11 protein-coding genes are annotated in these 12,633 nt (G+C 59.3%); 5 read left to right on the forward strand and 6 right to left on the reverse strand.

Annotated features, from left to right (window positions below; genetic code table 11):
- The first annotated feature begins 104 nt into the window (after positions 1–104).
- Positions 105–809, forward strand: coding sequence for a ComF family protein (locus ACVWZG_RS06350; protein ID WP_457405707.1), 705 nt, complete (start codon positions 105–107; stop codon positions 807–809).
- On the opposite strand, the gene ACVWZG_RS06355 is transcribed toward ACVWZG_RS06350, so the two are convergent.
- From ACVWZG_RS06355 to ACVWZG_RS06365, 3 genes are all read right to left on the reverse strand, one after another.
- Entirely contained in the window at positions 787–1,812 is a 1,026-nt protein-coding gene (locus tag ACVWZG_RS06355) for an HD-GYP domain-containing protein (protein WP_414356403.1), read from the reverse strand. The two genes, ACVWZG_RS06350 and ACVWZG_RS06355, sit on opposite strands and share 23 nt — an antisense overlap.
- 194 nt (positions 1,813–2,006) lie before the next feature.
- On the reverse strand, positions 2,007–2,945 hold the full coding sequence (locus ACVWZG_RS06360) for a prohibitin family protein (protein ID WP_457405709.1): 939 nt from the start codon (positions 2,943–2,945) through the stop codon (positions 2,007–2,009).
- Between the two features lie 80 nt (positions 2,946–3,025).
- The gene (locus ACVWZG_RS06365; RefSeq protein ID WP_414413669.1) at positions 3,026–3,829 is read right to left on the reverse strand and encodes a prohibitin family protein; all 804 of its coding nucleotides are present in this window, start codon (positions 3,827–3,829) and stop codon (positions 3,026–3,028) included.
- A 248-nt stretch (positions 3,830–4,077) separates the two neighbouring features.
- Between ACVWZG_RS06365 and ACVWZG_RS06370 the strand changes: the two genes are divergently transcribed.
- The gene (locus ACVWZG_RS06370; protein ID WP_414330279.1) at positions 4,078–4,353 is read left to right on the forward strand and encodes a hypothetical protein; all 276 of its coding nucleotides are present in this window, start codon (positions 4,078–4,080) and stop codon (positions 4,351–4,353) included.
- Between the two features lie 19 nt (positions 4,354–4,372).
- On the opposite strand, the gene ACVWZG_RS06375 is transcribed toward ACVWZG_RS06370, so the two are convergent.
- Positions 4,373–5,005 (reverse strand): 4Fe-4S single cluster domain-containing protein, encoded by a 633-nt coding sequence (locus ACVWZG_RS06375; protein ID WP_414330282.1) that lies wholly within the window; start codon positions 5,003–5,005, stop codon positions 4,373–4,375.
- Between the two features lie 170 nt (positions 5,006–5,175).
- Positions 5,176–7,452 (reverse strand): ComEC/Rec2 family competence protein, encoded by a 2,277-nt coding sequence (locus tag ACVWZG_RS06380; RefSeq protein ID WP_457405711.1) that lies wholly within the window; start codon positions 7,450–7,452, stop codon positions 5,176–5,178.
- Positions 7,453–7,709: 257 nt separating this feature from the next.
- On the opposite strand from ACVWZG_RS06380, the gene cphA reads away from it, so the two are divergent.
- The 3 genes from cphA to ACVWZG_RS06395 all read left to right on the forward strand — a co-directional run bounded on the left by cphA (position 7,710) and on the right by ACVWZG_RS06395 (position 11,921).
- On the forward strand, positions 7,710–10,406 hold the full coding sequence (gene cphA, locus ACVWZG_RS06385) for a cyanophycin synthetase (protein WP_011432546.1): 2,697 nt from the start codon (positions 7,710–7,712) through the stop codon (positions 10,404–10,406).
- A gap of 322 nt (positions 10,407–10,728) precedes the next feature.
- On the forward strand, positions 10,729–10,929 hold the full coding sequence (locus ACVWZG_RS06390; RefSeq protein WP_414330572.1) for a hypothetical protein: 201 nt from the start codon (positions 10,729–10,731) through the stop codon (positions 10,927–10,929).
- 125 nt (positions 10,930–11,054) lie between these two features.
- Positions 11,055–11,921: a prepilin peptidase gene (locus ACVWZG_RS06395; RefSeq protein ID WP_457405782.1), complete on the forward strand. Its 867-nt coding sequence runs from the start codon at positions 11,055–11,057 to the stop codon at positions 11,919–11,921.
- Between the two features lie 269 nt (positions 11,922–12,190).
- Here the strand turns inward: ACVWZG_RS06395 and ACVWZG_RS06400 are convergent, their stop codons facing one another.
- Complete coding sequence (locus tag ACVWZG_RS06400) at positions 12,191–12,565, reverse strand: DUF6883 domain-containing protein (protein ID WP_414330567.1); 375 nt, start codon at positions 12,563–12,565, stop codon at positions 12,191–12,193.
- Between the last annotated feature and the right edge of the window lie 68 nt (positions 12,566–12,633).

Raw genomic sequence — 12,633 nt, forward strand, 5'->3', positions numbered from 1 at the left:
ACTGCTGGGCTGTTAGCCTGGCCGAGTCTGAATTTCGGCCTCGTTCCCCCCTTGCCTCAGCTTTTTAGGAGACTCTGCACACCAGAAAGGATCCCTAGCAGACGATGGGCTGGTTAGATTGGTGGATTGTGCCTCCATGTCCGCTTTGCCGGCGCCCTGCCAAGGCCGTGTTCTGTCAAGACTGTCAAAGGCGGTTGCAGGCGGAGCGCCTTGCCACTTGGCCAGTCACCACCTCGCCTTGGCCACTTTACGCCTGGGGGATCCACCGGGGGGCGCTGCGCAGGGCCATCTACTGCCTGAAGTACGAAGGACAACGGCGCATTGGCTCGGTTTTGGGAGAATGGCTGGGATCCCGCTGGGTGGAAAGCCGACAGCCGTCTTCAGGCTTCCGTAGGGCCTATGGCTTGGACTATACGGTGGTGCCCATCCCGCTTCATGCGGAGCGCCTGCGGCAACGGGGCTACAACCAAGCCGCCTTGATCAGCCAAGCCTTTTGCCAGCGGACAGGTCTGAGACATTGGCCTGAGGCTCTGGTGCGGGTGCGGGCCACAGCGGCTCAACATGAGCTCAACCCGCTGCAACGACAGCACAACTTGGCCGGGGCCTTTGCCCTGAAACAAGTTCCGGCCACACCGGTTCTTCTGGTGGACGACATCTACACCACCGGCTCTACTGTGCAAGCCGCCCAGCAGGTATTGGCCGCTGCCGGGATCCGTGTAGCCGGGGTAATCGTTGCCGCTCAAACCCCAAAAGCCGCCTCTCCAGACTGGCCCGGCCCTCCAGACCCTATCCCGCCTCCACCAAATTAAAGGCCGTAACAAACATAAAGTCACAAAACTCGCGCACCAAGTTCGGATCCCGCCAGCCCTTGCGGGTTTCCTCCCGCAGCACTCCTATGGCCTGTTCGGCAGTCAAGGCGGGTTTGTAGGGGCGAGGAGAGGTCAGAGCGTCGAAAATGTCGATCACCTGAAAGACGCGGGCCAACAGGGGAATCTCTTCGCCTGCCAGCCCATCCGGGTAGCCGCTGCCATCCCAACGCTCGTGGTGGTGGCGGATGATCGGCAGCACATCCTGCATGGTGCGCAAGCCCCGACAAATGTCTTCGCCAATCAAGACGTGGGACTTCATGATCTCCCATTCTTCCGGGGTATGCTTGCCCTGCTTGCACAAAATCGCATCCGGGATCCCGACTTTGCCGATGTCGTGCAGGTAGCCGCCCCAGCGCAGGGCCTTGATCTGTTGACGAGACAGCCCCAAGTAACGGCCAAACTGTTCCCCCATGGCCACCAAGCGTTCGCAATGGTCACCCGTGGTGGGATCCCGGCTCTCCACAGCGCGGGCAATGGCAAACAACACCCTGGCAGCGTGATCCAGGTCTTCGTTCAAGCGCTTTTGGTGGATGGATGAGCGTACCCGCGCCAGCAGCTCCACGTGATCGAAGGGCTTGGTCAAAATGTCGTCGGCCCCCACCTGCATCCCCATCAGGCGATTGGAGCGGTCGGTCAGGGCAGTGATCAGCACAACGGGGATCAGGCGGGTCAGCTCATTGGCCTTCAGTTGCCGGCAGACATCGAACCCGCTCATGTTCGGCATCAGCACATCCAACAGCACCAAGTCTGGCCGAAGCCGCTCCACAGCCTCCAAAGCCTCTTCGCCGTTGGTGGCCTCGCTCACGCGGAAGTGGGCCGACCGCAACAGCTCACCGATGTAGAGGCGGCTGCTGGCCTGATCGTCCACCACCAAAACATGATCCGCCTCCGCCAGCTTCGGGTTTAGACGGGGAAAGGGGGTGTGAGTCAGGCGGGAGTTCATGGCGGCCAAAATCTAGTCTTGCATCGAGTACGAGCTTTCCCCCTCAGCCGGATTCGGCGCAACCCCACAGGGGATCCCAGTCCAGACCCCTGGCGGTAGGATGTCAACGAACTCGAATGACATCCCTTCGCCTTCACATCTGGACACACTTTATACTCAGACTTTTAAGTCTGTACTCCGCAACTTTGCTGAACCTACTGCGCTCTTTGTAAGGCTGCCTGATGGGGATCCACATTGAGAAACACGGTGGCATCTCCCTCGACGCGGATGATGCGCAAAGGGGGCAGCGAGCCCGTCGGGTTTTGGATGCGCTCTTGCAGCTTCTCGTAGAACAGCAGATCCGCCAGTTGCGCGTTCTGCGCTGCCGCTTGTCCTTTCAGCTCGATGGCCCGCTGGTTGGCCGCCGCCAGGATTAACAGTCGCTCCGTCTCTTTTTCCTGGATCTGCGCCCGTACTGCCGCCGTCTGTGCTGTAATCGAGGCTACCTGTTTGCGTTCAATGGAATCTCGCAGGGCTTGTGGAAAGTCAGGGTTGCCCAGAAACAGGCCCTCCACCTGCACCAGAGGCAGGGTTTGGCCATCGCGGTTGACAGTGGGCATCTCTTGGCGAATCAAGTCCAGCGCTCGTTGTTCGATGGCAGCCCGCTGGCTTTTCCGGTAAAAGTCTTCCGAATTGAAAGAGGCGGAGATATCCCGGATTTTGGAGCGCACCACCGGCACCACCACCGTGGAAAGATAGTTCTCGCCGATGTTGGCGTGCAGCTCGTCCAAAGTGGCGAGGTTGGGCTTGAGGGCAATGGCTACATCGATGGCAAAGGCTTGCCCATCGGCAGTGTTCACGGTGATGGCGTTGCTGATGGCATTGGCCGAGGCGGGGTCGTTGGTAAACTCCCAAACGCGGGTGAGCACGGTGTAGGTGATCGGCGTCTCGATCCCTGGGATCCGGAAGATGGCCCCTGGCAGTTCCACCCGCCCCTTCTGCAACCCGGAAAAGGTATTGAAAACTACAGTGGCATGTCCGGGCAAAGTGACGTACAGGCAAGCGCGGAGCACTCCCAGGGCCGCCAAGACGGCGATCCCTCCCGCGGTTAGCCAACCGGCTCTGCTGTGGGGTGCTTCTCCTGTTGGATACATGGCGGCTGCTCCCGTTTTAGGGTCGGTGAGAAGAGCTGAGGAAATTGGGGACAGGCTAAAAGGATTGATTTCCTGTTGAGTTATTTGGTGATCAAAGTTTCCAGACGGGATCCCAGTACCGCGGCTTTGACCACCTCTAGGTACTGCGGATTTTGGGTGAGGGCCTGTGCTTTGGCTCTCAATTGACCGGCTTCTGCCTCCGCTTGAGAAATGATGGCGCGGGCATCTTGGCGGGCCTGCTCGATCTCAAATTGCTTTTGCGCCAGTTGATTTTCGGCAATGGTTTTTGCCTCAATGGCCGCTACGAAATCAGGATCGAAATCCACATCCCGCAGCAGAAAATCCAAAACCTCGATGCCGTATTCCTTCAGCAGAAGAGCCACCCGTTCGCGGATTTGGCCCTGGAGCAGCGGACGCTCGGTAGAATACAGAGCCTGGGCGGAAAAGCCGCTGGTCTCATTCAGAATGACCGACCGGACGATGGGGGCGATGCGATCCAGGTAATTTTCCCCCAGTTGCGTATAGACCTTGGGGGCGTCCACAATGCGAAACTGCAGCGTCGCCTCAGCCGCAATCTGCTGCCCATCCTGAGAAAGGGCCACCAGCCGCGGCGCGTAGGCAGTCGGGTCGTTGTCCTTCCAGGTGAGGGCCTGCGTTTTTACATCGAAGGTAACCGTGCGCGAGACAAAAGGCGGCACCCAATGCAGACCTGGCTGCAAAGCCATCGGGCTCACCCCCCCTCCCCAGGTGAACACCACCATATTTTCTCCGTTGCCCACCAGTCGCAGCGGCCTGCCCATCGCCACTAGGATCAATACGGCTCCGGCAAGGGTGGCCTTGGGCAACCAGCGACCAACCCGCCTCTCCCAACCTTCTGCTCGCATCTCCCCATCTCCTGCGCATGCAGCCATTCTCGCGGCTGTGGGGAAATGAGGCTGAGAAATCGCCGCTATCTTTTAAGTTTTCTCCAGGGATCCCGCGAGAGATCCCGCGCTTGCTCGCCCACTGTTCTCAACGATGTCGAGAACTCTACAAAGTTTACAAAAGATTACTTCATACTTTGCAAAGACCCGTGACAGACAAGCGAAAAGGGAAGAAGATTAAAACATAATAAAGATTTGGGTTGCCGTTCATGCTACCTACTGTCGACTACGAGCGGCGAGACATCCAGGTGCCACCCTCGTGCATTCCCGCTGCCGCCCAGGCCTTGATCCGGCAGGGGGTATCCATCTGCTGGCGGGAAGAGAGCCTGTCTGCCCTAATTCGTCTCGGATCCAAAGGCGCCGCCGACCGGGCCGCCATTTTGCTGGTGGAAATGAGCCTCATGGGCCAACCGGAAGAGCTAAAAAACTGGCTGGAGATGTGCTGGCAACTGCCCGCTTGTCTCAGGGAACCGCTGCAGGTGTAGGATAAAGGATCACTGCAGTTCAAGAGCCTGCCTCGTCGAGGAGAAACTGGCTGCCGTAGCCGGTAACGATGCGGGTTCCATCTTTGAGGATATGAATTTCCACCTGGTCACTGGCCCAATTAAGCTGGTTTTGCAAGGCGGGGTTGAAGACGTGCACCCGCTGGTTGCGGGAAGAGACCAGCGAGTGGGGGGAGTGAATGGCCTGAGATTGGAGATAGGGGCCGTCCACTAAAATATCCAGCTCTTGCAGCAGCTCCTGGGCGCCGGGAGGAGCTTGGGGGGAGTGCAACTGTTCTAGGGTAAAGCCGGTAAAAGACATCACTGTCAGCCCTTTGGCCTTGAGAAGCCGCGCCAAGCTGGCCAGGGCAGGAGCCTGCCAGAAGGGTTCCCCGCCGGAGAAGGTTACCCCTTGATTTTTGGGGTTGCTTAGGATTTGGGCTGCTAGGTCGGTCACGCTCACCAGTTGATGGATGACAAACGGCCAGGAAGCCGGGTTGAAACAGCCTGGGCACTCCCGCAAGCAGCCCTGCACCCACACCACCGCACGGCAGCCCGGCCCATTCACTTCCGACTCGTCCACATACCCCATCAGGTTGAGATAGCCGGGAGGAATCTGGGCCAGAAAGCTCAGCGCCATCTCTGCCTTGGACATGGATCACCCGCTGCAAAACCTCTTGAGGCTATTCTTAGCCTAATTGGCAGCTATGCTCATAAGGCAGTCATGAATCAATAATTAACGCTTGAGAACGATTGAGGCTCGTAGTTGCAAAAACAGGATAACTGGGAGGCTGCTGAGAAAGCTGCCTGGTCTGGAAACCGGCCCTACTCCAATTGCGCCCTCAGGGTTTGCACTCCCCGTCGCGACCAGCTCACCGCTCCAGCTCGATCGGCTACGTAGAGGGGCCGTTGTTTTTGCCGAAACCAGGCAGTCACTGCTTCGCTGACAGGGCCAGAGCTGATGCCCGCCTGCACCTGAAAGCGCTCCAACAGATCCAGAATCAGGGATCCTCCGTCCCACCACAGCCAGTCGATCTGGGCCGGCATCAGCGGGGATCCGGTTAGCTCGGCTTGCACATGGGTGCCGGCAGAGCCCAGCAGCAGCCAATGGGATCCCTCTGTTTCTAAAGTCAACACCAGGGGGTTGGTGTAGACAGCTTGCAGCCGCAGCCGCTCCGAGAAAGGCATCCGATCGCCTGGCTGCAGCACCTGATAGGGGATCTGGGCAGCTTGCACGGCACTAAGGGAACGCAGGTAACTTTCGGAAGCCGCATTAGCCCCTCCCCCATCCCAGAATTGCCCAATCGCGTTGGCGGGACGTACTCCTTTGGAGAAAGCCGACAGCAGGATCTCCCAGCCGCCATTGGCAGAGCCGGCGGAGGTCATGGCCACCGCCCCGTCCAGACGGTGCAAGCCCTGCTGCCGCAAAAAGGGCAACACCGTGCGTTCTGCCAAACGGGGATCCCCGCTGTTGAGCAAGAGGTGGCGCCCTTCCGCTTGAATGGCCAGGATGGGAATTCGTCCACTGGCCAAGGCGGTAATTTGGACCGGCGGCCCCGGCCACATCCTTGGACCCAGGAGGATGGCGGCCATGATCAGGGCTGTGCCCTGCCAGCGGAAGGCCTGTCGCCACCGCGGCCAAAAGGTTAGGGCCACCAGCGCCCCGTAGAGGAGCAGGCACTGGAGCAGGGAGACCCGGCCGGTGTAGTAGGAACTCAGAGGCCAGCTGGCCATCCAGTTCACCCAGTTGATTAAAGGCGTGATCAAAAACGTCAAGGGCCGGGCCAGCAGGGATCCCAGCCCCGGCCAGAGCAAAGCCCCAAACGCCACCCCGAACCCCGCCACCAGCAGCGGCACTAGCAGAATCAGCAGCAGCGGGTTGGCCAGCAGCGAGTAGGTGGGGATGCGGCCAAAGATGGCCACTTGCAGCGGCAAGGTCCAGATCTGGGCTGCCAGCGGAACGGCCAAGGCGGTGGCCACAGCCGGAGGCAAAAAGTCCAGCCGGGAAACAATTGGGGCTGTTCCGACCAGCAGGCCCAGGGTGGCGGCAAAGCTGAGCTGAAACCCCAGGTCTGTAATCCACAGCGGCTCGTAGATTAAGAGCAAAACCGCCGCCACCAGTAGCGTCCCCAGGGGATTGAGCTTCACCTTTCCTTCCAGGCGCGGCTCCGTCAGCACCAGCATGGCCGCCGCCCCCATCAGTGCCGCTCGCAACACCGAAGGGCTGAACCCCGTGAGGGCGGTATAAAGCCCCAGCACCGCCAGGATGCTCCCCTGCTGCAGGCGCACCGCCAACCGCCGTGTTAGGACAAACACCACCCCCACCAACAGCGACACATGGAACCCAGAGGCGGCCAGCGCATGGGCCATGCCGATTTCCCGGAAGGCATCCTGCAAGTCGAAATCCAATTGGGCGGCCCGGGATCCCAGCACCAAGGAAGCCAACAGATTCCCCTGCCGCTCCCCCAATCCAGCAACGAACGCCTCTCGCACCCGCCGCCGCAACACCCAGCCCCCCCAACCTCTTCCCCCCGGCTGCAGGATCACCTCACGGGCGCTGAAGCCGGCAAAAGCCCCCTGGCGCTGCAGGTAGGCTTGAAAATCGAAGCTGCCCGGGTTCAAGGCCGGACTGGGAAGGTACAGGGATCCCGTCAGGCGCACCCGTTGGTTGGGGTGGAGATCCTTGTCCTGGAGGGCCTCAGGGCCGGTGGTGACGTAGAGCTTGCCGCTGACCTGGCGGGCCGTGGAGTCGGCGTTGAGCACCTGCTCTGCTCTCAGCCAAAATTGCCGCCGTTCGCTGCGGGTGGGACGAGGTTCCGAGAGGACGGTGCCCACCAAGTTCATCTGCTGCTGGGGGGCCAACAGGCTGATATCCGTCGGCCCGGGAAAAGGCTGCCGCCAACCCAGGTAATTCCAAGCCAGACACCCCACCAGACCCATCGCCAGCCAAGTGCGGGCCAGACGCGGTTGCCGCCGGCACAGCAGGGATCCCGACAGCCCCAATCCCAGCAGGATCCCCCAGCCCCACCCGGCAGCCTGGGGCCAAGCCCGCACCAGCAGGCCCAAGATCCAGCCCAACCCCAGCAGATAGGTTCTTTCCATGTGCCGCAGACCCGTCTGCCCCCCACTGTACCGATGTGGTCAAGCGGGATCCATTGCGTTGTCTTAACCTTGCTCGCCTGCCGAAAGAATTGTATTAGAGGATACTCTTTCTCGACCTTGGCAAAGGGAGTGTAGATTAGGGCTGGTCGCGCCAGCGGGATGTAGTCCTTGGCAGTTTCCTGCGCCGGCATCCTGAAAACGACCCTAAAACGACCCTAAGTTATCTGTCCCCTTCCCCGCTGTTTCCCCTAGACCCTATGCGCATCCGATCCATCCGCGTTCTCAGTGGCCCCAACTACTGGAGCATCCGTCGTCATAAGCTGATTCAAATGCGGCTTGATCTGGAAGACTTGCAGGAGCGACCCACCAACACCATCCCGGGTTTCAAAGAAAGGTTGGAGGCCCTGTTGCCGGGACTGTGGGAACACCAGTGCTCCCGCGGCTGCTATGGGGGATTCTTGCAACGGGTGGAAGAGGGCACCCTCATGGGCCATGTGGTGGAGCATGTGGCCTTGGAACTGCAGACTCTGGCCGGCATGAAAGTGGATTTTGGCCGCACCCGCGAAACCTCCACCCCCGGCACCTACAACGTCGTGTTCGAGTATCAAGAGGCAGAGGCCGGGCGCTTTGCGGCCAAAGCTGCAGTCTACCTCTGTCAAGCTTTGGTGGACGGAGAAGACTACCGTCGCGACCTGGAGCTGGACATCCAAGAGTTGCGAGAGATCCGAGAGAACGTCCGCTTCGGCCCCAGCACCCAAGCTTTGCTGGACGAGGCCGCCCTGCGCGGGATCCCCTATCTGCGCCTCAACAAGGGATCCCTGGTGCAACTGGGGTACGGCGTCTACCAAAAGCGCATCGAAGCCACCACCACTGAAAAAACCAGCATCATTGCCGCCGACCTGGCCGCCGACAAGCGGGCCACCAAAGAACTGCTGCAGGACATGGGGATCCCGGTGCCCAAGGGCTATACGGTGCGTCGCCGCAGCGAGTTGGCAGCCACCATCGAGGATGTCGGGGGCTTTCCGGTGGTGATCAAGCCCCTTAACGCCAACCACGGCAAGGGCATCACCGTCAACATCACCAGCCTGGAAGCCGCCGAGATCGCCTACGATGCCGCCAGCCAATACTCCGATGTGGTGTTGGTGGAAAAGCACCTGGTGGGGGATGACTACCGACTGCTGGTGATCAACAACAAGCTGGTGGCTGTGGCCAAGCGGATCCCAGCCTATGTGGTGGGAGATGGCCGCTCCACCATTCAAGAGCTGATCGACGAAGTCAACAGGGATCCGCGGCGGGGGTTTGGCCACGAAAACGTGCTGACCCAAATCAGCGTTGATGACATGACCCTGCGTATCCTCGAAAGCAAAGGCTACACCCTGGATACGGTGCTGCCCAAAGGAGAACATTGCACCCTCAAATCCACCGCCAACCTGAGCACCGGAGGCATCGCCGTCGATTGCACCGATATCATCCATCCCTACAACGCCTTCATTGCCGAACGGGCAGCTCAGATCATCGGCCTGGATGTGGCGGGCATCGACCTCATCTGCCCGGACATTGCCCAGCCCGTCAACGAAACCGGTGGCGGCATTGTCGAGGTGAACGCTTCTCCGGGTTTGCGCATGCACCTGGCCCCCAGCGAAGGGATCCCGCGCAATGTGGCTGAGCCCATCATCGACATGCTCTTTCCCCCCGGCAGCCACACCCGCATCCCCATCCTGGCCGTCACCGGCACCAACGGCAAAACCACCACCACCCGCCTGATCGCCCACATCCTCAAAGGCATCGGCAAGCGGGTCGGCTTTACCACCACCGACGGCGTTTACATCCAAAACCATCAAATTGCCAAGGGAGACATGACCGGCCCCCACAGCGCCCGCCTGGTGCTCAGGGATCCCACCGTGGAAGTAGCAGTGCTGGAAACGGCGCGAGGCGGCATTTTGCGAGAGGGGCTGGGGTTTCCGGAATGCGATATTGGCGTGGTGCTCAACGTAACCTCAGATCACCTGGGGTTGGGGGATATCGAAACCCTAGAAGACATGGCCCGCGTCAAATCCGTCTTGGTGGAAGCGGTACACGAGCGGGGCTACGCTGTCTTGAATGCCGATGATGGTCTGGTGGCCGCCATGGCCGCCAATGTCAAGGCGACAGTGGCCTATTTCAGCATGAACCCGGAAAATCCCCTCATTCAAAAGCACATTGCTTCCGGGGGCATAGCAGCTGTCTATGAAGAGGGCCACATCTCCATTTTGAAACGGGGCTGGAAACTGCGCATAGAAGATGTAACCAAAATTCCCCTCACCCTCTCTGGCAAGGCCAGCTTCATGATCCAAAATGTGCTGGCCGCTACTTTGGCAGCCTTCCTGCACGGGGTTTCCATCGACGACATCCGCATGGCGCTGGGCACCTTCACCAGTTCTGTAGCCCAGACCCCCGGTCGCCTCAACTTGTTTGATGTAGGGGGCTACCAGGTGTTGGTGGACTATGCCCACAACCCAGCAGGTTACGAAGCCATTCAAAGTACCCTGGAGCGCTGGGATTGCCAACGAAAAATTGGGGTTATCGGCGGGCCTGGGGATCGGCGCAACAGCGACCTACGAGAGCTGGGAGTCTTGGCAGCGCGCATGTTCGACCGGGCCATCGTCAAAGAAGATGATGACCGGCGAGGACGGGAACCAGGCGAGGTGGCCGCCCTAATCCGGCAGGGTTGGGAACAGGAAAAGGCAGGGGATCGTCTGCAGGAAATCTTGGATGAGGCAACTGCTATCGAAACCGCTCTGGAGAAAGCCGAACCCGGAGACCTGGTGGTGATCTTTCCGGCGGATGTACAGCGCACCATCCAGATCATCACCCGCTTTCAAGACAAGCTCAACCCCAAACCCAGTTACCGTGGCTCCTCCTACAGCATCGGCCCAGATTTGATCTCCCCCAGCCCTGACGTCAAACTGTCTTAGGCTGGCTGCCGACAACTCCAGAGTGCTCTATGGCCTCCATTCCTGGACAGACCTCGAGAATTGAGTGGGCGGAGGTGACCCATAAGTCCTCGGCGGCGATATCCTAAGTTTAGGCTGGCGGGGGCGGGTGACTTGTCTTTTGGGAAGCAGCAGGTGTTCGGCTCAGGGGATCCTCGGCTTTTCAGAAGCCTTAACCGTTCTAAAAAAGTCTGAGGGATGGCAGACAGAACTTTGGGGATCCCAAAAGGTCTAAAGACTCCGTCCCGCCGACGCGATGGGAATGTCGTTAGGGTAGTTGTGAATTTGGCAAGGAAAACAGCTCATGGACAGCGCTCTGCTTCAAGCGGCTCGCCAGATTTATCAATTTCATCTGCAGCATCGACCGGAAGTGCTGGAGCAACCCCCGCGGGGAGTAGTCATCCACCGCCGTACCCTGCGAGGGGATCTGATCTTTTCCGAGTTCCCCATCCTGCTGCCCCAGGAAACTTTTATTCCGCTGCAGCAATTGGAGCCGCTGCGGTGAGGCACAAGGAGCTACGCTGACAGAGCAGATCCTTCCTTTTTCTGCCTTTAGGGACTCCGTCCTGCCGACGCGATGGGAATGGCTGCCATGCTCGAGATTCTCCCCTACTGCACAACGCTCACATGATGTGGCTGAGCATGATGTGGCTGAGCAGCGCCGACGCCAACAGAATCTGGGAGCTGCGCCTGTTGGCCTGGGTGCTGGTACTGGTGCTGGGGGCCTGTGTGGGCAGCTTCTTGAACGTGGTGGTCTATCGCCTGCCGCAGGGTCTTTCTCTGCTCCATCCCGGATCCCATTGTCCAAGCTGCAAGACGCCGCTGGGCCCCACGGAGAACATTCCCATCCTAGGCTGGTTGTTGCTGCGCGGTCGCTGCCGCCATTGTGGAGCGCAGATTAGCTGGCGCTACCCTGCCGTTGAGGCGTTGACAATGGGCCTGTTTGCCCTCAGCATCGGCGCTTTGGGGTTTTCTGCCCAAGGGATCCTCACCTGCATCTTGTTGAGCTGGCTGTTGGCCCTGGCGCTCATCGATCTGGATACCTTTTTGCTGCCGGAGGAGCTGACCCGTTCAGGCCTGGTGGTGGGGCTTTTGGCCCGCCTGGCTCTGCCGTGGCTCCAGGGATCCGGATCCCTGGCCGCTACAGGCCTGTCACTGGTGGAAGGGATTGCAGGAGCTGTGCTGGGCCTCTGGCTGCTGGAGGGCATTGGCCTCTTGGCCCGTTGGGTCTTGGGGCGGGAGGCTATGGGCGGGGGAGATGGCAAGCTGTTGGCCCTGATCGGCATGTGGTTGGGGTGGCAGGGGGTGGTGGTGGCCCTTCTTTTGGGTTCCGGGTTTGGCCTGCTGGCTAGCTTGCTGGCCATGACCAAGGGGCGGGCCCGCCTGGGAAAGCCCATCCCCTTCGGCCCCTACTTGGCTATGGGCGGAGGGGTAGCCGCTCTAGCCGGATCCCAACTGGTGGAGGGCTACCTACGCTGGGCCGGATTGGTGGGGTAGAGGGAACGTCCATTCAACATTGGATACTTCATGTTTCGGGATCTATGACTTCAAACTGATCGGGAAAAAGAATGAGATTAAAATATCGAAAACCTCCTACCAAGCTCAAATCCGGAACCGCTAAATCAACCGCATAGCCTTCAGTGGGATCTGAGTAACATTCCACAATGGATCCCTGAGTTCCAGCAGGAATAGTGGTCTCGCTGAAATACTCCTTGACATCTGCCACAGTTTTGACTCTACTGTATGGCTTGATTCTAGAAGTGGTTTTACTCATCATTGTGTACCTCTAGCCAATTGGTGACCAAACGAGGGATTAAACTTTCCTTATCAACCTGCCACACGGTCACTAAAGTGCCTTTTTTCTGATTGAGGCCCAAAATTTCAATCTTGACTCGATAGCGGCTTCCATAGGGTGTTGGAAACGGATCCCCGGCTAAGGCGCAAGGCAGAGCAGCAGTAACCTGTTGCAGAATGTGAGCAAATCCCACCCTTCTTCCCTCTGGTGTACTGACATCATAGCCAAGCTCTGCAAAGGCAATCCACTTGCCTTGATTTCCAGGATTAGCTGGATTCATAGAGTAATCAACGAACTTGGCAGGATCCACTGCTGCTTCAGAAGCCCTGGGCAAGGATCCGGCCATGGTTGCAGCTTTTGCCGACTTCACGTAAGGTCTAGGGACTCCGTCCCGCTGGCGCGAACAGTAGCCCA

Source organism: Thermostichus sp. OS-CIW-33, from assembly GCF_054059615.1.